This window comes from Pseudomonas sp. Leaf59, from assembly GCF_920984685.1.
Taxonomy (GTDB): Bacteria; Pseudomonadota; Gammaproteobacteria; order Pseudomonadales; family Pseudomonadaceae; genus Aquipseudomonas.
This window is the reverse complement of sequence record NZ_CAKLBR010000003.1, coordinates 165,904-187,010: the sequence shown is the minus strand read 5'-3', so window position 1 is coordinate 187,010 and position 21,107 is coordinate 165,904. Positions and strand designations below refer to the sequence as shown.

Below are 21,107 nucleotides of genomic sequence, written 5' to 3'. Positions count from 1 at the left end.
GTTGCGAACAAGAGTGTCGATATTAATTCCACGGGTGAAAGCGCCCACACCTGAGGAGTTACCATGTTTTTGCGAAAACTAAATCTCGCACCGCGATCGGCTGTTTGTTTCGGTTTTTTCTGCCTGATCATTATTGCGATGGGGTTGCTGGCACTCAGGCAAGCCGGGCTGCTTAGAACAGCAGAGAAGTATGTCGAAACCAACGTGTTGCCCAGCGTACAACTGTTGGGCCAACTGGACCGGGAGTTTGTCACCATCCGAGGCAACAACGCCCGGGTGCGCAACCCGATTGAGCCCCAGGAGCGCCGGACCAAGGCGGTCAGCGATATTCAGCAATCGCGGCAGTTGATCGATCAATATGCGCAGTCCTTGAACAACTTTATCGTCACGCCGCGAGGCCAGGAAGCGTTTGCACGTTTACGCGAAGTACAAGCCGACTATTTCAAGACTCAGGACAATTACCTTGCGCTAGTTAGCGCACAGCAATTGGAAGGCGCAGTCGCCATATCAAACGGGCCAATGAAAGTAGCGGCGGATAATGTCGAAACTGCATTAAAAGCGCTTATCAGCGTTAACCAGGACAAAGCAAAAAAAGCCGGACAGGAGGCCGATGACGTTTATGCGCAAACACTGATGATCGTCGGCGTGTTCCTGCTCCTGTCGATAACCGCCTCTTTACTGTTGGCCTGGCTTTACACCCGCAGCCTCACAGTGCCGATCAATCAATCCCTGCTGATGGCCCAGCGCATTGCCGCCAATGACTTGAGCCAGCGCATCGAGGTGGACGGCTCCGACGAAGCGGCGCAACTGTCAAAAGCCATCGCCACCATGCAGTCCAATCTGCGTGATGCACTGGCGCTGATCGGCGACTCCTCCACGCAACTGGCGGCCACCGCCGAAGAAATGCATGCCGTGACCGAGGGCGCGTCGCGCACCATCCAGCGTCAGAACCACGAAATTGAAATGGCGGCCACCGCCGTGACCGAAATGACCGCCGCCGTGGAGGAAGTCGCAGGCAATGCGGCCACCACCTCCGATCTGACCGCGCAATCCAGCTCGGCCGCCATCGCCGGGCGCAATCAGGTGAACGACACGGTCGCGGCCATCAACCTGATGGTCGCCAACGTGCAGACCACCTCCGGTGAAGTGCAAGTGCTGGCGACCATGGCCAATGACATCAGCAAGGTGCTGGACGTGATCCGGGCGATTGCCGAGCAAACCAACTTGCTGGCGTTGAACGCCGCCATTGAAGCCGCGCGCGCCGGTGAAGCCGGTCGTGGCTTCGCGGTGGTGGCCGATGAAGTAAGAGCCCTGGCCCATCGCACGCAGAAATCCACCCAGGAAATCGAGCAGATGGTCAGCTCGATCCAGACGGGCACGGGCAATGCGGTGTCGTCGATGAACCAGACCAGCGCTCAAGCCAGCAAGACCCTGGACATGGCCAACGGCGCCGGCAAAGTGCTGGGCGACATCACCGACTCCCTGAGTCAGATCAACGAGCGCAACCTGATGATTGCCACCGCCGCCGAGGAACAGGCCCAGGTCGCGCGCGAAGTGGATCGCAACCTGGTGAGCATCCGCGACTTGTCCAGCGAGGCCTCCGAAGGCTCGAACCAGACGGCGATTGCCACAGCCGAGCTGACCAAGCTGGCGACCGACCTCAATCAGCTGACCCGCCAGTTCAAGCTTTAGGCCGGGTCGCCAGCCGGTTGCAGCCGTACAACAGCATGCCCAACAGCAGCAGCGCGCCGCCCCGCAACCAGGTGTCGAGGCTCTGCTGGCTGAGCAGGAGCAGGCACGACACAATCGCCAGCACCGGCACCCAGGTGGGCACGCGAAAATGGTCGACGTCGAGGGTGTCATGGCGCAGTACCAGCACCGCAAGGTTGGTGCTCAGAAACACAAAGAGCAGCAACAGCACCACCGTCTGCGCCAAGGCCGCCAGGGTGCCGGTCAACGTCAATGCAATGGCCACCAGGCTGCTGGCGATGATTGCCACCCAGGGCGTACGCCGCTTGGGCAGCACCCGCGACAACGGCTCGGGCAGCAGGCCCAGGCGGGCCATGCCGTAGGTCAGGCGGCTGGCCATGATCATGGTCAGCAGCGCGCCGTTGGCCACCGCCACCAGGGCAATGAACGCAAACAGCCTGGGCGGGATATTCAAGCCTGAGGCGCGCACCACTTCCAGTAACGGCGCCGAGGTCGCCATCAGCCTGTCCATTGGCAGCACGGTGGACGCGGCGACACCTACCGCCATGTAAACAATGCCCGCCGTCACCAGCGCGCCGAACAGCGCACGCGGGTACACCCTGCGCACGTCACGGATTTCTTCGGCGAGGTTGGCCGATGTCTCGAAGCCGACAAACGAGTAGAACGCCAGCAACGCCGCGCCGAGCACGGCGAGCATCGGGTTGATGCCGGGCTTGAATTCGAACGCGCGGCCGAGGTTGGCGTCGCCCATCTGGAAACACCAGGCCGCCGCGACCACCACCAGTAACAGCCCGGACAGTTCAATCGCCGTCATGAGCATGTTGGCGCCCAGCGACTCCTTGATCCCGCGCGCATTGAGCAGCGCAATCACCAGCAGAAAGATCGGCGCAGCCAGAGGGGGCGAGATATCGATGAACGCTGCCAGGTAGTCGCCGGCAAACGCCAGCGAAAGCCCGGCGGCGCTGGTCACCGCTGCGGCGAGCATGCTGAAGCCGACCAGAAAGGAAATCAGCGGCGACTTGAAGGCCTTTTCGGCGAACACCGACGCGGCGCCCGCGTGCGGGTATTTGGTCACCAGCTCCGCGTAGGAGCCGGCAGTGAGCATGGCGAAGAACAGTGCCACCAGCAGCGGCACCCAGATCGCCCCGCCCACCTCGCCGGCAATGGTGCCGGCCAGCGCATAGACGCCGGCGCCGAGCACGTCACCGAGGATGAACAGAAACAGCATCGGGCCGCTAATGGCCCGGCGCAGGGACGGTTTGGCGCTACTGGGGGATTGGGTCATGGGCGGCTCTGGCGGCAGGTGAGGAAGGCATCCTTGGTGGAGGACTGTTGCACAGTTGAAGTTCCATCAGGATGGCGAAGCTGCGGGCAAATGAGGCTCGCCCGTGCATTTCGTCGCCTCACCTCGCGCACCGACCACATCGCAACTACTGTATGGATGAACAGCTCAATCACACCTCACTTAAGGACAAGTATCATGACCGACGATCTGAAGCAGTCAGGCTCCAGCACCACTTCGCAGACCACTGTCTCACTGGAACAGGCCAAGGCCGGCAGGGTGCTGGAGTTCACCTGGGCCCCCAATACCAACACCACCACCACCATCCTCTCGGCAGACTGTGTCGACTATCGGGTCGACACCTCCCAGGGCAGCCCGACGGGCGACAGCCACTCCATTGCGCGGCTTACCTACGTGCAGGGCAAGGGCGGCGGCCAGATCGGCACGCTGTACCTCGAAGAACTGCGCACGGGCGTACGCACCAACACCCAGATCGGGCTGATGGTCGGTCGCAAATGGGTGTTTGACTCCGATGCCGACACCGCCGGCAGCATCGGCACTTATGTGGTCGAGCAATTTGATGACATGCGCGCCAGCGTCAATTACGTGGGCGCCTTCGCCCGCGTCTTCGCCGACCCCAGGATGGTGACCTACCACGCCGGTGGCCACGTGCACACCAACACCTCGATCACCGGCAGTCGCCCCCTGACCATGGCCGATTCAGGCAAATCGATTCTGGTCATCAGCAACACCGACGTCACCCTGACGATAGGTGAGGAAGTGACCGAAGGGTTCAAGGTGACGCTGATCCAGGCCGCCGCCGGCAAGATCAACCTCGCCGCTGCGGGCGACCATACGCTGTACAGCAACGCCGGCAGCCGCATGAACACGCTCAATCCACTGGACGAGCTGGAAATCAGCTCCTTTCCCGCAGGCCCGGTGTTTCTGGCCTTTCGGGTCAGGCCTGCTGCTTAGCGGTCGATAGAGCGCTGGCAAGGAGGGCAACAGGCGCTGATCTTCGCGCAGCAGACAACGGCCCACATAAGCGCCGTTGTGCTGCTTGCGATCAGAGCCTGACCCAATTCAGATCCACCGCCCCCTGAATACCGTCAACCTGTCCCTTGCTGCTGTGCTGCCACCATCGCCAACTCTTGCCCTGCTTGTTCCATGTTTGCGGAACTGTAGGTTCGGCGACGTTCCAGTTGGCGATCCACAGCGGGCATTCGCTAAAGTCATATGTGTGCCAGGCCACGCGGTTGTTCCAGATGTTGGGCGAGGCATAAATATGCGGATAGGCCCCCTCCAGCAGCGAAACCCGAACAAGCGTCACCAACTGGAACAGGGCATCCGCCATCTGATCCGCAGTGGCGCTTTCGTTACGATTTGTCTCGACATCAATAGCCAAAATGTCCTGCCCGAGCTTGAAGTCCACCTCGGCAAGGCGCGCCTTGATATTGGCCAGTTGCTCACACGGCGTGCTGCTCAACGCACGGAAATAGTGGTAAACCCCGGCCTTCAAGCCGTTCGCCTTCATCCCCTGGAAGTTCTCGACAAATGTGGGATCGGTGTAGTCACCGCCCTCGGTCATCTTCGCTATCGCATGGGTGATGCCGGCGCCCGCCACGCGCGCCCAGTCGATGTTGCCCTGCCAGCGCGACACGTCGATACCGCGTGCGTTTTCATTCTTGATCGGTTCTTCACAACTCATCTCTGCGCTCCGTAGTGGGTATCTGGTCGTCGCATCTTTTCATCCGCGATCAGCCCAGATGCACTATCGGAGTACCGCTTCCAGGGCGGCGCCGAGTTAACGTTCAAGGTCACGCCCGCAGCCCTCTCAATCGCCACAGGCGCTCAGGCACCTCATTTTTATAGATACCCTGCCTCGATCAGGCATCCAGCCAGACTTGCTCGGCGAACATATAGCCCATGAAACCGCCCAGCGGATTGGCGCCATAGCCTTTGACGCGCTGATCGACACCGTCAATGTTGCTGATGAACACCGGTACGCCAATGCCGCAATGATCGTGCACCAGTGTCTGCATGTCGGCGTACATAGTGCCGCGCTTGGCGTCATCGGTTTCGGCACGGGCCAGCAGCAGCAACTGGTCGAATTGCTCGTTCTTCCAGGCGGACTCGTTCCATGGGGCGTTCGACTTGAAGAACTGCGAAAACATCACGTCGGCGTTCGGCCGTGGGTTGATGTTGCCGAACGTCAGCGGGTGCTTGGCCCAGTGATTGCTCCAGTAACCATCACTTGGCATGCGGTTGACGTCGAGCTTGAGCCCGGCCTGTTTCGCCGACTGTTGCAGGAGCACCGCCATTTCAACCGAGCCGGTGGCCGCCGGCGAGGCGAACAGCGGCATGGTGATGCTCTCCATGCCGGCTTTTTTGAGCAGGAATTTGGCTTTTTCCGGGTCGTAGGCGCGTTGCGGCAGCGCGGCATTGAAGTATCGCGCGCTCGGCGCAATCGGGTGATCGTTGCCGACCACGGCAAACCCCCTGAACACGGCGGATACCACCTGCTCACGGTCCAGCAGGTATTTCATCGCCAGGGTAAAGTCCGGATTCTGACCTGGCAGTTGATCCTGCCGGATGATCAGGTCGGTGTAGTTGCCCGAAGGAGATGAAATCACCTTGTGCGTGTTGCTGGCCTTGATGCGCACGGTGGAGCGCGGGTCGACTTCATTGGTGATATGCACATCGCCCGAAAGCAACGCGTTGATCCTTGCAGGTTCGTCGGCAATGCCGATGAATTCGATTTCATCCAGGTAAGGCAGCCCCGGTTTCCAGTAGTGGCTATTGCGCACGGCAATCGAGCGCACGCCGGGCTTGAACTCCTTGACCTTGAACGGCCCCGTGCCGATGCCCAGGTTAAAGTCAGTGGTGCCTTCGGGCACGATCAGGAAGTGCGACACCGCGAGAATCGACATCAGCTCGGCGTTCGGCCCAGTGAGGCGGATCTGCACTTCGTTCTGGCCGAGTGCCTTGATCTCGCTGAACTGCTCTGCCAGCGACAGGACTTTGGAGCCGGAGATGGGGTCCTTGTGCCGCAACAACGAAAACACGACGTCGGCCGCCGTGAGGGGCTTGCCGTTGTGGAAGGTCACCTCTTTTCGCAGGGTGATCACCCAGAGCGTGGCATCGGTGGTCTCAAAGCGCTCGGCCAACTCCAGCTGCGGCACCATGTGACTGTCGAAACGCGTCAGCCCGTTGTAAAACATGTAATGGCGCGTGTAGTCGGTAGAGCCGGAACCCTTGGCCGGGTCGAGGGTGTCAGCGGTCGAGCTGTTCATGCCGGCGACACGGATACGTCCACCGGGCTTGCCTTTGCCGGGGGCGGCCGCTTCATCGGCGAGCAGCTTGCCGGCGGCGCCGAACAGGCTACCGGCCCCGGCGGCGGCGACACCGGCGAGTCCCAGCATCTGCAGCGTTCTGCGTCGAGAGACATCACGATTCAGGCTTTCGAAGACGCGCAGACTTTCCTGGCCGCTGATCAGTTGGGAGTCGATTTCGGTGTCGGTCATTTCAGTTGTACCTGTCGAAAAATGAGAAAAACGGCGTGTCCCGACTGAGCGGAACGTCCTTTCAAACGCGAACGACGGTGATGCCAACATCAATGTAACTAGCGTGCAGCGTGTCACGATCCAGGTCGCGGCTTAGCGCACCAAGTCCTGAAACCGGTAATAGGCGCCCACCAACGGCAGAAACCAGGGGTTGCCGAAATGCCCCGGGATAGCGGGCCAATCAAAGTCCCGCCATGGGTTGAGGTCGGCGCGACCATCGAGCACCTCGGCCATGATCGCGCCCATGTAGGTCGCCATATGCGTGCCGTGGCCGCTGTAACCCATGGAGTAGAACAATCCGTCGTGCTCACCGGCACGGGGCAGCCGGTCGCGGGTCATGTCCACCATGCCTCCCCAGCAGTAATCAATGCGCGTACCGCTCAGCTCGGGAAAAATATCGATCAGCGCTCTTTGCAGGATGACCCCGCTTTTCGCGTCGGAGGCAGGGTTGGACGTGGCAAAGCGCGCACGGCCACCGAACAACAAACGATTGTCCGGCGTGATGCGAAAGTAGTTAACGAAGTTTTTCGTATCGGTGTACATGCGCCGACTCGGCACCAGACGGTCGAGCATCTCGACGGACAAGGGCTCGGTGACAATGATGAAGGCCCCCACCGGTACGATGCGTCGGCGAAACCAGGAAAGCGGCCCCACCGCAGACGTGCCGGTCGCCAGCAAGACCTGTTTGGCACGCACCTCGCCGCGTGGCGTCTTCACCTGATGCACGGTGCCCGTCTGACGGGACAGGCCAAGCACCGGCGCCTGCTCGTAGATACGCACGCCACGTCGGGCGGCGGCCTCGGCGAGCCCCTGACCATAGCGGCCCACGTGCATGCCGGCACTCTTGCCGAAGAGCAGCCCGCCAAAATAACGGTCTGTGCCGACTTCGCCGCTCAACTGCTCGCGCGTCAGCATGCAGGTGTCGGGGTCGCATTCCTGTGCCATGAGCGCCTGGGACCGGGCCAGCTTGTCGAAGTGCTCAGGCTTTGCCGCCAGTTTGAGCTTGCCGACGCGCTTGAAACTGCAGTCAATGTTCTCTTCCGTGATCAGTGACTCCACTTTACTGACGCCAGCGTCAAAGGCGCGATACAGCAGGTTCGCGCGCTCGCGTCCGATAGCGGTCGACAGCGCGTGGTAGTCCTGCGCAAAGCCGTTATTGCACATCCCGCCGTTGCGTCCGGACGCTGCGTTGCCGACCAGCCCGGCCTCGAACACCGCGACCTTTGCGCCCTTTTTGGCCAGCGCGATGGCAGCCGACAGGCCGGTAAAACCGGCGCCGACAATCGCCACGTCGACCTCACCACTGGGCGCGTCACGTTCACCCGCGGCAAACCTGGGAGCGGTGTCCAGCCAATAGGGCATCATCTTCATACGCAACATCCATCCTCTGAGGGTAAGTGGGCCATTGGCGCCATGCAGGCTTTGCAGCGGTTGCCGGGGTCAGCCGATCGACTGGTTGGACAGGGCAAACAATCGCGCATCTGTTTCAACGGCGTTGGGGGTAGCTTGCGTGGTGCGCACCATGGGTGTGGCATGACCCACGCAGGGCAAGCCGTTCTCGCTCAACCAGGGTGACAAGCCGCTGTCTTCGGTCACGTCGATGCGAATGAAACGGCCTCGATGAGCCTCTGCAAGTGCGGCGATAAGCGCTTTGCCATCCGGCACGGCCTCTGACCCACTGGCAATCACCGGACCGATCACCACGCCACGGCCCCATTCGCGCGCGCAGGCATAAGCCGCCACGCCGTCACCGTGATCAACGACGAGGAGGCTGCCGATGTCGAACAAGTGACTTAACAATGCGCTGCGATCCCTGCCGGTGGCAGCCCGGTCCAGCTGTCGCACCGACGGCTCATCCTCGGCCTGCATGAACCTGACAGGCGCCCCATCATGGCCGGCAAAATGGGACGCCTGCTCCAGCAACGCCTGATGCTGATAAATGCGCCCGTGGGCGATGAACCCCAGGCGGGTATACAGCGCCAGGCCCTCTTGGGTGGAGTTGAGCATCAGCGTTCGCTCGCCGGTCTGCTGCAACAGAGCGTCCATCAGCGCGCGCCCGATGCCCTTGCCCTGCATGGCTGACGCCACAATGATCATGCCTACCGTGGCATGGCTTTCGCCTTGCGGCCACCACAGTGCAGTGCCAACCAGTTGGCCCTCTGCCTCCACCGCGAGACCGGCGCCAAGCTCAAAGGCAAAGCGCCAGTCAGCCTCACGGTACGGCCACGCCAAGGCGCGTGAGAGATCGACCGCCTGCGGCAGATGATCTGCGCGCAAGGGCACCACTTGAGGCTCCGCTGATGCGGTTTTCATGGGTTAGAGTCCGACCAGGCCTGGCAGCCCGCCAATGTCCGGGATCTGGTGATAGCCAAAGGCAGCGTTCGCCGGCTGTTCATGCCCGCGGGCAACGAACGCCTTGTGCTTGATTTTCATGTCGTGGGCAGACATCAGGTCGTAGCGAAAACTTGAGGACACATGCAACACGTCCTCCGGCCCGCAACCCAGGTTATCGAGCATGAATTCGAACGCCGCCAGGCGTGGCTTGTAAGCCTGCGCCTGTTGGGCGGTAAAGACTTTATGGAAGGGTGCGCCAAGCTTGTCGACGTTGTGCATGATCTGCTCATCCATGGCGTTGGAAAAAATCACCAAGGGAATCTTGCCGGCAATTTTTGAAAGCCCTGCGGGTACGTCCGCGTGTGGGCCCCAGGTCGGCACTGCGTCGTAATACAGCTGGCCTTCTTGCCGGTATTCAATCCCCCAACGCGTGCAGGTGTGCGCCAGGGCTGTCTTGAGAATCTCGTCATAGGGTCGCCAGTCGCCCATCACCTGGTCGAGCCGATGAGCTGCGAAGTCCTTGATGAACTGATCCATCCGCTCGGCCGGGACGCGATCGGCGAAAAACTCGCGCGTCAAGGCAGCGGTTTTGAAATTGGTCAACGTGCCGTAGCAGTCGAAAGTAATGTACTTGGGGCGAAGAAAGCTCATGAGTGCAGTCCTGAATGATTAATGAGGTCGCAACGGGTCAAGCCTTACTCGGTGCACACGGCGGTTTGTGATGGATTTATTGAAACACCCTGACGCCCTGTAAACCGATTGAAAGTAACGTTTAACTGGTACAAAACACTGTTTGAGAGGCCTGCTCCGGCAGACTTTGCCGAGGCAGCCGGCGTGTGTTTTTCACAACGCCGCGAAAGCGCTCTCCAGGGCGTCCAGCAGCCGCCCCACCTCCCTTTCGGTCCAGATCAGGGGTGGGCGAATTTTCAGGATGCTTGCGTCAGGTCCCGTGGCGGAAATGAGCACACGTTTTTCACGTAAATGGTTGACCAGCCGCAGCGCGGTCTTCATGTCCGGGGTTTTGCTGGCCCTGTCTGTGACCAACTCGACGGCGAAGTACATGCCCGTGCCGCGCACGTCGCCAATCTGCTCATACCGCTCGGCGAGGTCCCTGAGACCTGCCAGGATCAGTCCGCCGATGCGCTTGGCGTTGAGCATGAGCTGCTCTTGCTGGATGACGTCGAGGGTGGCCTGGGCGGCAGCAATGGCCACGCTGTTACCGCCAAAGGTGTTGAAATAACGCATGTCACGGCCAAAGCTTTCAACCACCTGCGGGCGCACCATCAACCCGGCAACGGGGTAGCCGTTACCCATGGGTTTGCCCATGGTGATGATGTCCGCAGCCACGCCGTGGCGCTGATGGCCCCAAAAATGCGTACCGCTGCGACCAAATCCCGACTGCACCTCATCGGCAATAAACAGGCCGCCGGCCTTGCGCACCACGTCGGCAATCGGCCCGAACACGTCCACCGGATCACAGAACAGCCCGTCGGACGAAAACAGGCAGTCGGCAATGAAGGCAGCGACCCCGCCGCCATGGCGCTGAATATCCTGGATCTGGGCAGAGACCTGATCGGCCATATAGCGCCCCAATGCTTCACGCGGGATACGGTAAGAATCCGGCGCGGGCACGCGACGTACATAGGGATCGAGTTTGGCATTGGCACCCAGCGACGGCGAAAAAGCCGCCACCGTTGCCGAGTTGCCGTGGTAGGCCTCGCTAGTGACGATGACGCCGGTATTGCCGGTGTGATGGCGTGCAATACGGATTGCCAGATCGTTGGCTTCCGAACCGCTGCAGGTAAACATCATCTGGCCGTCGGCCGCCATCTCACCGTCTGCGGTAGCGCGCAGTTGCTCGGCATAATCAAGAATCCCCTCCTGCATGTACCGGGTGTGGCTGCACAAGGTGTTCATTTGCTGGGTGATTGCCGCCACAACGCGCGGATGGCAATGCCCTACCGACACCACATTATTGTAGGCGTCCAGGTACTCGTTACCGTCCTTGTCGTAGAGGTAGGCACCCTTGGCGCGGACCACGCCTACCGGTTCGTTATAGAACAGCCGATAGCCAGGCCCCAGCAGGTTGGTGCGCCGCTGTATATGCTCGCGCGCCGCTGCGTCCAGGTGCTCGGTATGGGCCGGGTTGAAGCCGTTGGGCATATCACCGCGGACAGCCTCGATTTTTGCATTACTCATTTGAATCCTCACTCTCAAGGATGGATCAATCGGCAAAAGGCATCAGAAGCGCTGACAGGTGTGACGGTGAACGGCCCAGTATCCAGTCCAGCTGAGCCAGGCCTGGGGCAGCATTCCTGAGAATGTAGGCACTGTTTTGCGGAAAAAGCTGCGACCTCCAGGTGGTTAGCAGGGCTCGGGTGACCAGACGCGCCATGACCAGATGGGGAATCAGGGAGAGCTCTTCGGCGGTCAGATCGGCGACACGCAAATACCCCCTCAGCACATCGTTTGCCGGGGCAAAGATATCCACGTCGTTGCCTGCGCCGACCACGCCCAACTGGTTCATCATTGCGGTGGAAACATCAATGGCAATGGCCGTTTTGACGGCGTCACCGAAGTCGATAATGCCGCTGACGGACGTCGGGTTGTGCGGGTCAACGACGATGTTTGAGGTATTGAAGTCGTTATGCAGCACCTGTTTGCGACAACCGGCAATCAATCCCTCGATATCCAGGAATCGAGTGAGCGCCTTTTCCAGCAACTGCCGAAGCGCGCGCTCGGGCACGTAGCTCATCAAGGGCTCAAGCGTGCTCAGGTGCTGAACATCCCAGCACACTTTTCGAGACTCGCCCGGGTGGGAAAACCCGGCGGTGGCCAACCTCAGGCGTGCAAGCATTTCGCCGATGTGCTCACGAATTTCAGCATTCGCGCTGGTTTTATCCAGGGGCATGCCCGGCAGAAAACTCATCAGCCTCACGTGCCTGACATCGCCATTGGCCGTCTCGATGGGCGTGAGGTACTCACCCTGCAGCGAGGGGTAAACCCTGGGAACCGGAAGCTCAGGGGCCGTATGCCCAATGTGACGCATGACGTCGATTTGCAGCGAAAGCTCAACCGGCACTTCCCGGGGGTTGGAAATTTTGAGAACGCAGGATTTTCCGTCAGCCGTGTCACAGCGAAATGTGTCGTCCTTTTCCGTCGAGAAGCGCGTCAGATCGGCTTTGATCCCGAACTGATCCTGCAGAATCAGCCCGGCCTTTTCTAATGCAATCGGGGTAAAAGGGGCCGCCAGATCGCCCTGCAACGCCGTAAGGCCGTCCGTATCTACAGCTTCGTGCATCTCTCGCATTGCTGAACTCCAGGCCTTGGAAGACCGTGTAGAGCAGCCTTCGATGGAGCAATATTGTGCTACAACTTTTTAATTTTAAAGAGGCGAAAATAGAGATTCGCTGAAAATCCGTCTTGAAAAACACACGACTCACGCATAACTATCTGTATTTTAATAAAAATAATTAAATTAAAATTTTTTTGATTTTTTGTAGTTGTCGCACAATTATCGAGACTACTCAGATCCTCACTGGTGCAATATCCCCAACACGTATTAGAATCGCCTTCAGCCGCGCCTCCACCTGGGTCTTGCACGAAATGAATTTTCTGACCACCAACATCCAAGCCCCTGCCGCCAACCTGTCGGCGGTAGAGGTGTTGGCTGCCAAGCTCAAAGCCAGAATCCTGAACGGTGATTTCGAGCCCGGTGAATTTCTGCGCGACATCAAAATGGCGGAGGAATACGAAGTCGCCCGCAACACGTTCCGCAGCGCTGCGCAGCTGCTTGTTTCATTCGGCCTGCTGCTCAAAGTGCCGCATCGCGGCTTTTGCATACCCGAGTTCGGGCCGAACGAAATCGTGGATATCGCCAGGTTGCGCGGGGTGCTGGAAACCGAAGCGGTGCGCATGATTATTCTGAGCGGCGTGATCCCACCTGACGCACTGAGCGCCGTGGAAAAGTTGCGCCAGACCCCCGCCGACGCGCCCCGTTCAGAGGTTGTGGTTGCCGATGGTGACTTTCACCGGGCAATAATCCGCGCCAGCGGCAGCCCGCGATTACAACGCAGCTACGCCATGCTGGAGAGCGAGATCGAATTGCTGCTGGTGCTGCAACAACCCTGCTACGAAGACCCCAAGGACATCGTCGCCGACCACGAGCACTTGATAGAGTGCTTGCGCAGTCGGGATTTCGAGACGGCTCGGGCGGCGTTTGTCGAGCACTGGGAGGATTTGAGCACGAAGCTGTTGCGCGCGAATTTCGAGAGTCGGCGATGAGCGTTATCTTGAACGTGGCGCGCACGGGATTGATGTTCTAAGCCAGCGACGGTCGCGCTTCATCGCGTTGCTTACGGGCGTGCTTGAGGCTGAATTCGCATTGGCAGTTATCAACGTCTGCGCCACTCCGGGAACTACCACTGAGATAGGCCTTAGCTTCTCGTACCTTTACATACAGGAAACTTGGAGCAACCCCAAAACTGACGCCCAGCATGCTTACCCTTACGTGCGGTACGACGAATCATGAGAGCACCGCAGCTCGGACAAACATTCGCTGCAGATGGCCCTGACGAACCACACGCTGAAGCCTCAATGGGTAACCAAGGAAGAACCGATGCCAGAACACACTTTTGGACCTGGGCCTGGCGCGCGGCGTCACCAGCGCCAGCTTGGCCGCCCTGCCGGTGCTGGCTCTGGTGATTGCGGGGGGGGGTGCCAACGGAGGACATGTCGCCCGAATTGGAGTCCGCCGACAGGGTCAAGCGCATGCCTGAAACAACCACGCAGTACGTGGAGATTGGCGACGCCACGCACTTCAGCTTTAGGTCAATCTGCAGGCCGGGCGGTATGGCGTTGATTGAAGAGAGCTCGCCCGGGGATGGCATGATTTGCCGGGATGGTGAGGGGCTCGGCCGCGGGCAGTGATTCAGCAGATCAGCCGTTTTCTGGCGAAGTGGTTTCAGCATTAACCGATACGCAGGGCAATCGCTACTGATTACCACGGATGGAGACTGCGATCTCGGAGACATGCTGCCTACGCTATCCAGCGTCCGCTTTTAGCCGAAAGTAGCCTGTCAACCTGAGTACAGACATTTCTCAGGCAAAAAAAAGCCACTCATCTGAGTGGCTTTTTTCTGAATCTTGGAGCGGGAAACGAGACTCGAACTCGCGACCCCGACCTTGGCAAGGTCGTGCTCTACCAACTGAGCTATTCCCGCTTGGTGACGCGCATTCTATAGAATCCTCGGCGCTCGTCAACACCTTGATTCAAAAAAGTTTTATTTCTTTTCGACGGTAGTGCGCAGATGCGGCCAGGCAGCGCGCAGGTATTGGAGCATGGACCACAGGGTCAGGCCGGCGGCGATCAACAACAAGGCGTAGCCTGTCAGCACCCAGAAGGAGAAGTCCGACGGGTTGGCCAGCAGAATGACCAGCGCAAGCATTTGCGCGGCGGTTTTCCACTTGCCCATGTTGGAAACGGCAACGTGGGCGCGGGCGCCGATTTCGGCCATCCACTCGCGCAGGGCCGAGACCACGATCTCGCGGCCAATGATGACCGCGGCCGGCAGCGTCAGCCACAGATTGCCGTGTTCCTGCACCAGCAATACCAGGGCAACGGCCACCATGAGCTTGTCGGCCACGGGGTCGAGGAACGCGCCGAACGGCGTGCTCTGCTCCAGTCGGCGGGCCAGGTAGCCGTCGAGCCAATCGGTGGCGGCGGCGAAAGCGAACACGGAACTTGACGCCGCATAGCTCCATTCGTAGGGCAAATAGAACAACAGAATGAAAATCGGGATAAGCAGGACGCGTAGAACGGTGATCAGATTAGGGATATTCATCGGCACAACTGGCTACGAGGTGGAAAGGCATTCTATTCGCTGTGCAGGTTTGCATAAATCAGCTCAGCGAGCTTTTTACTGATACCGGGTGCTTTGGCTATTTCGTCAATGCTGGCACGGGACAGCTCCTGCAAGCCACCAAAATGTTTAAGCAGGTCACGTCGGCGCGTCGGCCCTACCCCTGCCACCCCTTCCAGGGTTGAGGTTCGTCGGGTTTTACCACGACGGGCGCGGTGGCCGGTGATGGCGAATCGGTGGGCTTCGTCGCGGATCTGTTGAATCAGGTGCAGCGCAGGTGAATCGCCCTTCAAGGTGAACTCATGGGCGGCATCATTCAAGTACAAGGTCTCGAAACCGGCCTTGCGCGTCGTCCCCTTGGCCACGCCGAGCAGGATCAGGTCCGGCACTGCCAGTTCATTAAGCACGTCGCGGGCCATCGACAGCTGGCCCTTGCCGCCGTCCACCAAGAGAATATCGGGCAGCTTGCCCTCACCTTCCTTCAGTTTGCTGAAGCGGCGCATGAGGGCCTGGTGCATGGCCGCGTAGTCATCGCCGGCCGTCACGCCTTCAATGTTGTAGCGCCGGTAATCGGATTTGATCGGTCCTTCCGGCCCGAACACCACACAGGAGGCCACGGTGGCTTCGCCGCTGGAGTGGCTGATGTCGTAGCATTCCAGGCGCTGTGGTGGCTCCTCGAGTTTGAGGACTTCGGCCAGCGCGTCAAACCGTGCGGCAACATGCTGCCGATTGGCAAGGCGCGCGCTGAGGGCCTGTTCGGCGTTGGTCACGGCCAATTGCTGCCAACGCGCACGGGTGCCGCGTACGCGGTGGCTGATGGCCAGCTCGCGGCCGCGCAACTCGTGAATCGCTTCGATGAGCGTGGGGAAGTCTTCGTGTACCACGTTGACGATCAGCTCCGAGGGCAGATCGCGCTCCGGGCTGCTCACGTAGTACTGGCCGAGGAACGCGGCCATGACTTCGGCCACTTCTTCGTCGATACCGGTCTGCGGGAAGAAGTTTTTGCTGCCCAGCACCCGGCCGCCGCGAACGTTGATCAGGTGCACGCAGGCACCGCCGGGGTTGACGAAGGCGGCGATCACATCGACGTCGCCGGTGCCACCCTCCATGCTTTGCTGATCCTGCACGCGACGCAACAGTGAGATCTGGTCGCGCAGTTCGGCGGCCTTCTCGAAATCCAGGGTACTGGCCGCCTGCTCCATGGCGCCGGAGAGCTCATCGGTGAGGGCATTGCTGCGCCCTTCGAGAAACATCACCGAATGGCGCACATCCTCGGCGTACTCCGCAGGCTCGACCAGGCCGACACAAGGCGCCTTGCACCGCTTGATCTGGTACTGCAGGCACGGTCGCGTACGGTTCTTGTAGAAACTGTCTTCGCACTGGCGCACAAAAAAGGTCTTTTGCAACAGGCTCAGGCTTTCACGAATCGCGCCAGCGCTGGGATAGGGTCCGAAGTACTTGCCCTTCTGCTTCTTGGCCCCACGGTGAATACTCAGGCGCGGAAAGGCGCCATCGGATAAAAAGACGTAGGGGTAGGATTTATCGTCACGCAGCAGGATGTTGTAGGGCGGCCGCCATTCCTTGATCAACGTCTGCTCAAGCAGCAGCGCTTCGGTTTCGTTGGCGGTAATGGTGGTTTCGACCTGGGCGATACGCGCCACCAGGGCGGCGGTCTTGGTCGCCAGACCGGTCTTGCGAAAGTAGCTCGCCAGACGGTTCTTCAGGTTCTTGGCTTTACCGACATACAGCAGGCGCGCCTCGCTGTCGAACATGCGGTACACGCCGGGGCGGCCACTGCAGGTCGAGAGGAAGGCACTTGGATCGAACGGCGTGGTCATGTCAGGCGCTGGCGTCCACCATGCCGTGACGCACCGCAAGCAGGGTCAATTCAACATCACTGCTGATGGCGAGCTTCTCGAAAATGCGATAACGGTAGGTGTTGACGGTCTTGGGTGAGAGGCACAGCTTGTCCGAAATCGTCTGCACCTTCTGGCAGCCTACGATCATGAGGGCAATCTGGATTTCCCGCTCCGACAGCGCATCGAACGGCGAATCACTGGTGGGCTGGAAAGACTTGATGGCCAACTGCTGGGCGATCTGCGGACTGATATACCGCTGGCCGGCAAATACCAGGCGAATGGCCTGTACCATTTCTGCCAGGCCTGCGCCCTTGGTCAGGTAACCGGCGGCACCGGCCTGCAACAGACGAGTTGGAAACGGGTCTTCCTCGCACACGGTGACCACCACGACCTTGATGTCCGGATGGCTGCGCAACAGTTTGGTCGTTGCCCCAAGCCCGCCGATTCCGGGCATCTTGACGTCCATCAACACCACATCGGGTTTCAACTCCCGGGCCTTGATCAGGGATTCTTCTCCTGATTCGGCCTGGCCGACTACTTGCAGGCCGTCGATGTCAGCCAGCATTCGTGTAATGCCTGTACGAACGAGATCATGGTCATCGACTACTAGCACCCTAATCAAGCAGACACCTCGCGAAATGGTCTTTATACATTGCCGAACACCTTAGCAAAAAACCAAGGCACAGACCTAGTTGCACGTGTCATATATGATTTTTTGGCGCCGCGCGCCTGTTCGTCGGATGACGAACGGCGCTTTTTCCTGGGTAAACCGTCAGGAATCCTGAAGCGGCTGCCTGGATTTGCCGTTCGCCGTAACTCTGCCGTTCACCTTAAGGGAGTGCTCAGCCAGGGTCGACGTCAGACGGCGGATCGCATCCTGGTCCTCCTTGAACATCGTACGGTAATCACCCAGTACTTTTTCTTCGATCTGGCTCAGATGCGCCAGTTGAATCGGCGTAGCGTTGCCCGTCAGCACGTAAAGCACGTCCACGCCTTTCTCCGCCACACGAGACAGGTAGTCGGCTTTAGGCGCCCGACCGCCACTTTCATATTTACCTTGTGCGTTGGCCTCCACGCCGCCAATCTCACCAAAAACTTTTTGCGACATGCCAAGCCGCTCTCTTTCTTGCCTTAAACGTGAACTGATTCCACTCATTTGGATGCATGATCCTATTTGAACCCCCCAAGAGATGACACACTCACCTCCTGGTTAAACAAACTTGAACGGTTTTGAACTATGCCCGGAATTCGGACCGCTGCACAAGCCAAGGCCTGGCTGGAACACCAGTGAAAGTCTGTGCAAGCGTTCGTCCGTGAACAGGGTGTAGATCCGGCAACCACCTATCAAGTGTTCGCTGGGCGCAAAAAGGGGCGGCGTGGGGAGGCCCATAAGGTAGCGGTCCTTTTGGGCATGAAAGAAGGGATCATCCTTGCTGAGGCTGAGAGCCAGAACGAAGATCAGGAATTCGGTTCCTGAAGGCAGTATGCGCTTATTAGGATTTGACGCATGGTCAGCTTGCGCGGCAAATCTGCTCCATTCGCCAGAAACAATTCTCTTCACCGACGATGCTGAAGCCCATGCGCTGATAGAGCCTGCGCGCCGGGTTGGTCTTGAACACGGTCAACCGCAACAGGCCTGGCGCCTGCGCTTTTAACGCCATCTGTTGCAGCACCCAGCTTCCCGCACCCAGACCACGACAGCCCTCGATCATATGCAGCTCGCGGATATAGAGCGCCCGGCTGTCGCGACTCAGGCTGATAAAACCCAGGACATCGGCGTCGCGGCAAATCAACCAGTTTTCCCGATCTGCCCAGGCCATGTCGAAGCCTCTGTCAGACCACAGCAAGCCGTACTGCTGGTAGTAATTGTTCATGGCTTCGTGGGTGAGCGTGCGGGCAAAAGCCAAGTCCTGCTGCGTGGCTGCGCGAAAGTGAAAGGCCATTTACAGCGCCACCACCCGGCCAGCCCACTGATCGCCATCGCAATGGGCAATCACCAGCGCATCACCGATGCCAGGCGCAGCTGCCAGCAAACGGCCATCCGCCGCCCAGATTGCGCTGCGCCCGGCACAGGCCCAGCCACCCGAGGGTCCACCATGGTTGGCCATCAACACCAGCAGTTTGTGTTCAACGGCATAGCCCTGCAGCAGCGCACTGTCCCCCGCGTACCCTCCTTCGCTGATCAGTACACCGGCGGCATATATATTGGCACCTGACTGCGCCGCAGCTAGAGGATGACTGGCGCGGGAAAAGTCTGCACATACCGCCAGTGCGATTCGGTCGCTCCCCCATTCCAGAGCGGCACCACCTTGCCCTGCAACGAAGGCCACGTCTTCGCCGGGGTGCAAGTGCTGCTTGGTGTAGAGCGCCAGGCCGCCGTCCGCGCCCAGCACCAGCGCGCCAATCAGCACGCCTGCCTGCGGCGTCAATCGAATCGGCATGCCCACCACCGCCGTTATCTGAAGTTCGCGCGCCATTTCGCGCAGCGGTAACAGCAGCGCGTCCTCCGGAGCGATTGCCAGTTCAGCCGCCAACGAAGGCTCATACCCGGTCAACGACAGCTCGGGAAATATCAGCAATTGCACGCCTTGTTCAGCCGCCTCGCGCATGAGCGCCACATGCCGTTGGATATTCGCCGGCACATCGCCAGCAATGGAAATGGATTGCGCAGCAGCAAGGGTCAGGGCAGTCATGGTCGCATCCGATCAATCATCAACAGGCGACCAGCATATCGGCACTCACCCCATAGCGGTAAGTACCTGCGGGCAATAGAAATTACTGATTGAATCTGCCAGGGCGCCTCTAGTAAGCTCGGCACCATCATTTCGGAGAGCGACCATGCTGCAACTCACTCACCCTCAGGTTAGCCCGGCTGCCAGCGTCCAGCGCTCGGTTGCGGCTGCCCGCGTGAGCGGTTTGAGCGCGCTGGTCAGCTTTTATTTTGGGTATTGGTTTAGCCACTGGCGCGCCTGATACCTGAAATCGGCGCCCACTGTTCAAGGGGTCGCCTACCAGAGAAATCTAACCCCCGGTCGGCTCCCCGATCGGGGGTTTTGTTTTTTCAGCCCTTAACAACTTTGCACTTACACAAGGAATCAAGCCATGAACTACGCCACCTATTACCGTTACGACACGTGCACTGCATGGCGATTTAGCCAGCTCCGCTCGGGACAGCCTGCCGCCTCCGATCGGTCACCCGCTGGTGGCAAATCCACACCCGTAGCCAACCCGGCCAATTGTCGAACACCCCAGTAGGCCAAGTGCGCGGGAATAGCCCGCCGCTTGCCCAGGAAGCCCTGAATATGAACTCCTCCGTCGCCGCCCTGCCCCTCCACGCCTTGACCTGCGCCAATGAAGCCCTGACCCGGCGCCTGCCCAGCGCGCTTGAACTCAAGCACCAGTTGCCCCTCAGTCCGTTCCTCAATGAACAGATCCACGCCCATCGCCAAGCCGTGCGCGCCATTCTCAATGGCGAAGACTCACGCTTGCTGGTGATTGTCGGCCCGTGTTCGATCCACGATCCGGCATCGGCCATGGAATACGCCCGCAACCTGAAGAAGCTGGCACTGGACGTCAGTGACCAGATGCTGCTGGTGATCCGCGCCTACGTCGAGAAACCCCGCACCACCATCGGCTGGAAAGGCCTGGCCTACGATCCGCACCTGGACGGCAGCGACGATATGGCCGCCGGCCTCACGCTGTCGCGCGAGCTGATGCGCGAAATGCTGCGCCTGGGCCTGCCGGTCGCGACCGAGCTGCTGCAGCCCATGGCAGCCGGCTACTTCGATGACCTGCTCAGTTGGGTCGCAATTGGCGCACGCACCACCGAATCGCAGATCCATCGCGAAATGGCCAGCGGCCTGGGCATGCCCGTGGGCTTCAAGAACGGCACCGACGGCGGCGTCGCCATTGCCTGTGACGCGATGCGCTCGGCCGCCCACCCCCATCGCCACTTCGGTGTCGACAGCCAGGGCCACCCGGCGATCATCCAGACCCCGGGCAACCCCGATACCCATCTGGTGCTGCGCGGCGGTCACCGCGGGCCGAATTACGATGCGCAGAATGTAGAACAGGTAAAGCGAGACCTCGCCAACGCCAAGGTGGCCGCACGCGTCATGGTCGATTGCAGCCATGCCAACAGCGGCAAGGATCCGCTGCGTCAGCCGGCCGTGTTCAACGAGGTGCTGGAGCAACGCTTGCAGGGCGACACGTCGCTGATCGGCATGATGCTCGAAAGCCACCTGTTCGAAGGCTGCCAGCCGTTGAGCGCGTCGATGAAATACGGCGTCTCGGTAACCGACGGCTGCCTGGGCTGGACCGCCACCGAGCAATTGCTGCGCAGTGCGGCCGAACGCTTGCGCGCCCCCCGCACACTCGCCTGACCGCTAAAGATCAAAGTCTGGGAGGGGGCTTGCTTCCTCCCACCGTTGATCGAGTCGCACCGCTATTCGTGCCACTCGGTCAACAGTCCTTTGCGGATTCGGCGGTTTTTCCAACG

20 protein-coding genes, 1 tRNA gene and 1 pseudogene are annotated in these 21,107 nt (G+C 59.9%); 6 read left to right on the top strand and 16 right to left on the bottom strand.

All coding sequences use genetic code 11. The annotated features are described in order from the left end of the window. The first annotated feature begins 63 nt into the window (after positions 1-63). Positions 64-1,692 carry a methyl-accepting chemotaxis protein gene (locus tag LUB09_RS04480; RefSeq protein WP_231421770.1) on the top strand — a complete coding sequence of 543 codons (1,629 nt, stop codon included), beginning with the start codon at positions 64-66 and terminating at the stop codon, positions 1,690-1,692. Here the strand turns inward: LUB09_RS04480 and LUB09_RS04475 are convergent. After that, positions 1,682-2,995, bottom strand: coding sequence for an APC family permease (locus LUB09_RS04475; protein WP_231421769.1), 1,314 nt, complete (start codon positions 2,993-2,995; stop codon positions 1,682-1,684). The two genes, LUB09_RS04480 and LUB09_RS04475, sit on opposite strands and share 11 nt — an antisense overlap. A 195-nt stretch (positions 2,996-3,190) precedes the next feature. Between LUB09_RS04475 and LUB09_RS04470 the strand changes: the two genes are divergently transcribed. After that, positions 3,191-3,967 carry a hypothetical protein gene (locus LUB09_RS04470; protein ID WP_231421768.1) on the top strand — a complete coding sequence of 259 codons (777 nt, stop codon included), beginning with the start codon at positions 3,191-3,193 and terminating at the stop codon, positions 3,965-3,967. A 91-nt stretch (positions 3,968-4,058) separates the two neighbouring features. On the opposite strand, the gene LUB09_RS04465 is transcribed toward LUB09_RS04470, so the two are convergent. The 7 genes from LUB09_RS04465 to LUB09_RS04435 form a co-directional block, all read right to left on the bottom strand. After that, entirely contained in the window at positions 4,059-4,700 is a 642-nt protein-coding gene (locus LUB09_RS04465; RefSeq protein ID WP_231421767.1) for a glycoside hydrolase family 25 protein, read from the bottom strand. 178 nt (positions 4,701-4,878) lie between these two features. Continuing rightward, the gene (locus LUB09_RS04460; protein WP_231421766.1) at positions 4,879-6,516 is read right to left on the bottom strand and encodes an ABC transporter substrate-binding protein; all 1,638 of its coding nucleotides are present in this window, start codon (positions 6,514-6,516) and stop codon (positions 4,879-4,881) included. Positions 6,517-6,648: 132 nt separating this feature from the next. Then, entirely contained in the window at positions 6,649-7,926 is a 1,278-nt protein-coding gene (locus LUB09_RS04455; RefSeq protein WP_231421765.1) for an NAD(P)/FAD-dependent oxidoreductase, read from the bottom strand. 69 nt (positions 7,927-7,995) lie between these two features. Then, complete coding sequence (locus LUB09_RS04450) at positions 7,996-8,868, bottom strand: GNAT family N-acetyltransferase (RefSeq protein WP_231421764.1); 873 nt, start codon at positions 8,866-8,868, stop codon at positions 7,996-7,998. A gap of 3 nt (positions 8,869-8,871) precedes the next feature. Beyond that, on the bottom strand, positions 8,872-9,540 hold the full coding sequence (locus tag LUB09_RS04445; RefSeq protein WP_231421763.1) for a haloacid dehalogenase type II: 669 nt from the start codon (positions 9,538-9,540) through the stop codon (positions 8,872-8,874). A 192-nt stretch (positions 9,541-9,732) separates the two neighbouring features. Beyond that, positions 9,733-11,088 (bottom strand): aspartate aminotransferase family protein, encoded by a 1,356-nt coding sequence (locus tag LUB09_RS04440; RefSeq protein ID WP_231421762.1) that lies wholly within the window; start codon positions 11,086-11,088, stop codon positions 9,733-9,735. A 25-nt stretch (positions 11,089-11,113) separates the two neighbouring features. Continuing rightward, complete coding sequence (locus LUB09_RS04435) at positions 11,114-12,199, bottom strand: phosphotransferase (protein WP_231421761.1); 1,086 nt, start codon at positions 12,197-12,199, stop codon at positions 11,114-11,116. Between the two features lie 296 nt (positions 12,200-12,495). On the opposite strand from LUB09_RS04435, the gene LUB09_RS04430 reads away from it, so the two are divergent. Beyond that, on the top strand, positions 12,496-13,173 hold the full coding sequence (locus LUB09_RS04430; RefSeq protein WP_231421760.1) for a GntR family transcriptional regulator: 678 nt from the start codon (positions 12,496-12,498) through the stop codon (positions 13,171-13,173). Positions 13,174-13,325: 152 nt separating this feature from the next. On the opposite strand, the gene LUB09_RS23860 is transcribed toward LUB09_RS04430, so the two are convergent. Next, entirely contained in the window at positions 13,326-13,487 is a 162-nt protein-coding gene (locus LUB09_RS23860; protein WP_269325479.1) for a topoisomerase DNA-binding C4 zinc finger domain-containing protein, read from the bottom strand. 36 nt (positions 13,488-13,523) lie between these two features. On the opposite strand from LUB09_RS23860, the pseudogene LUB09_RS04420 reads away from it, so the two are divergent. Further along, positions 13,524-13,862 (top strand): annotated as a pseudogene (locus tag LUB09_RS04420) (dienelactone hydrolase); the annotation flags it as partial. Positions 13,863-14,035: 173 nt separating this feature from the next. Here LUB09_RS04420 and LUB09_RS04415 read toward each other — a convergent pair. The 5 genes from LUB09_RS04415 to LUB09_RS04395 all read right to left on the bottom strand — a co-directional run bounded on the left by LUB09_RS04415 (position 14,036) and on the right by LUB09_RS04395 (position 17,765). Beyond that, positions 14,036-14,111: transfer RNA gene (locus LUB09_RS04415), tRNA-Gly, on the bottom strand. Positions 14,112-14,171: 60 nt separating this feature from the next. Beyond that, a complete protein-coding gene (gene pgsA / locus LUB09_RS04410) occupies positions 14,172-14,732 on the bottom strand; it encodes a CDP-diacylglycerol--glycerol-3-phosphate 3-phosphatidyltransferase (RefSeq protein ID WP_003232771.1) in 561 nt (186 codons plus the stop codon). A 32-nt stretch (positions 14,733-14,764) separates the two neighbouring features. Beyond that, positions 14,765-16,588, bottom strand: a complete 1,824-nt coding sequence (uvrC, locus tag LUB09_RS04405) for an excinuclease ABC subunit UvrC (protein ID WP_231421758.1) — start codon at positions 16,586-16,588, stop codon at positions 14,765-14,767. A 1-nt stretch (position 16,589) separates the two neighbouring features. Next, positions 16,590-17,231, bottom strand: coding sequence for a response regulator transcription factor GacA (gene gacA, locus LUB09_RS04400; RefSeq protein WP_003190387.1), 642 nt, complete (start codon positions 17,229-17,231; stop codon positions 16,590-16,592). Positions 17,232-17,381: 150 nt separating this feature from the next. Then, positions 17,382-17,765, bottom strand: coding sequence for a helix-turn-helix domain-containing protein (locus LUB09_RS04395; RefSeq protein WP_209980994.1), 384 nt, complete (start codon positions 17,763-17,765; stop codon positions 17,382-17,384). A 141-nt stretch (positions 17,766-17,906) separates the two neighbouring features. Here LUB09_RS04395 and LUB09_RS04390 point away from each other — a divergent pair, with 141 nt between their 5' ends. After that, complete coding sequence (locus LUB09_RS04390) at positions 17,907-18,086, top strand: DNA-binding protein (RefSeq protein WP_231421757.1); 180 nt, start codon at positions 17,907-17,909, stop codon at positions 18,084-18,086. 34 nt (positions 18,087-18,120) lie between these two features. On the opposite strand, the gene LUB09_RS04385 is transcribed toward LUB09_RS04390, so the two are convergent. Both LUB09_RS04385 and LUB09_RS04380 read right to left on the bottom strand, forming a co-directional pair. Further along, entirely contained in the window at positions 18,121-18,552 is a 432-nt protein-coding gene (locus LUB09_RS04385) for a GNAT family N-acetyltransferase (protein WP_209980992.1), read from the bottom strand. Beyond that, entirely contained in the window at positions 18,553-19,302 is a 750-nt protein-coding gene (locus tag LUB09_RS04380; protein ID WP_231421756.1) for a carbon-nitrogen hydrolase family protein, read from the bottom strand. Between the two features lie 609 nt (positions 19,303-19,911). Between LUB09_RS04380 and LUB09_RS04375 the strand changes: the two genes are divergently transcribed. Next, positions 19,912-20,991 (top strand): 3-deoxy-7-phosphoheptulonate synthase, encoded by a 1,080-nt coding sequence (locus tag LUB09_RS04375; RefSeq protein WP_209980988.1) that lies wholly within the window; start codon positions 19,912-19,914, stop codon positions 20,989-20,991. Positions 20,992-21,107 lie beyond the last annotated feature (116 nt).

What these genes read in the sequence shown, in the direction of transcription:
- LUB09_RS04480 (WP_231421770.1), top strand. Translation starts at nt 64, where the DNA reads ATGTTTTTGCGAAAACTAAATCTCGCACCGCGATCGGCTGTTTGTTTC.
- LUB09_RS04475 (WP_231421769.1), bottom strand. Translation starts at nt 2,995, where the DNA reads ATGACCCAATCCCCCAGTAGCGCCAAACCGTCCCTGCGCCGGGCCATT.
- LUB09_RS04470 (WP_231421768.1), top strand. Translation starts at nt 3,191, where the DNA reads ATGACCGACGATCTGAAGCAGTCAGGCTCCAGCACCACTTCGCAGACC.
- LUB09_RS04465 (WP_231421767.1), bottom strand. Translation starts at nt 4,700, where the DNA reads ATGAGTTGTGAAGAACCGATCAAGAATGAAAACGCACGCGGTATCGAC.
- LUB09_RS04460 (WP_231421766.1), bottom strand. Translation starts at nt 6,516, where the DNA reads ATGACCGACACCGAAATCGACTCCCAACTGATCAGCGGCCAGGAAAGT.
- LUB09_RS04455 (WP_231421765.1), bottom strand. Translation starts at nt 7,926, where the DNA reads ATGAAGATGATGCCCTATTGGCTGGACACCGCTCCCAGGTTTGCCGCG.
- LUB09_RS04450 (WP_231421764.1), bottom strand. Translation starts at nt 8,868, where the DNA reads ATGAAAACCGCATCAGCGGAGCCTCAAGTGGTGCCCTTGCGCGCAGAT.
- LUB09_RS04445 (WP_231421763.1), bottom strand. Translation starts at nt 9,540, where the DNA reads ATGAGCTTTCTTCGCCCCAAGTACATTACTTTCGACTGCTACGGCACG.
- LUB09_RS04440 (WP_231421762.1), bottom strand. Translation starts at nt 11,088, where the DNA reads ATGAGTAATGCAAAAATCGAGGCTGTCCGCGGTGATATGCCCAACGGC.
- LUB09_RS04435 (WP_231421761.1), bottom strand. Translation starts at nt 12,199, where the DNA reads ATGCGAGAGATGCACGAAGCTGTAGATACGGACGGCCTTACGGCGTTG.
- LUB09_RS04430 (WP_231421760.1), top strand. Translation starts at nt 12,496, where the DNA reads ATGAATTTTCTGACCACCAACATCCAAGCCCCTGCCGCCAACCTGTCG.
- pgsA (WP_003232771.1), bottom strand. Translation starts at nt 14,732, where the DNA reads ATGAATATCCCTAATCTGATCACCGTTCTACGCGTCCTGCTTATCCCG.
- uvrC (WP_231421758.1), bottom strand. Translation starts at nt 16,588, where the DNA reads ATGACCACGCCGTTCGATCCAAGTGCCTTCCTCTCGACCTGCAGTGGC.
- LUB09_RS04395 (WP_209980994.1), bottom strand. Translation starts at nt 17,765, where the DNA reads ATGAGTGGAATCAGTTCACGTTTAAGGCAAGAAAGAGAGCGGCTTGGC.
- LUB09_RS04385 (WP_209980992.1), bottom strand. Translation starts at nt 18,552, where the DNA reads ATGGCCTTTCACTTTCGCGCAGCCACGCAGCAGGACTTGGCTTTTGCC.
- LUB09_RS04380 (WP_231421756.1), bottom strand. Translation starts at nt 19,302, where the DNA reads ATGACTGCCCTGACCCTTGCTGCTGCGCAATCCATTTCCATTGCTGGC.
- LUB09_RS04375 (WP_209980988.1), top strand. Translation starts at nt 19,912, where the DNA reads ATGAACTCCTCCGTCGCCGCCCTGCCCCTCCACGCCTTGACCTGCGCC.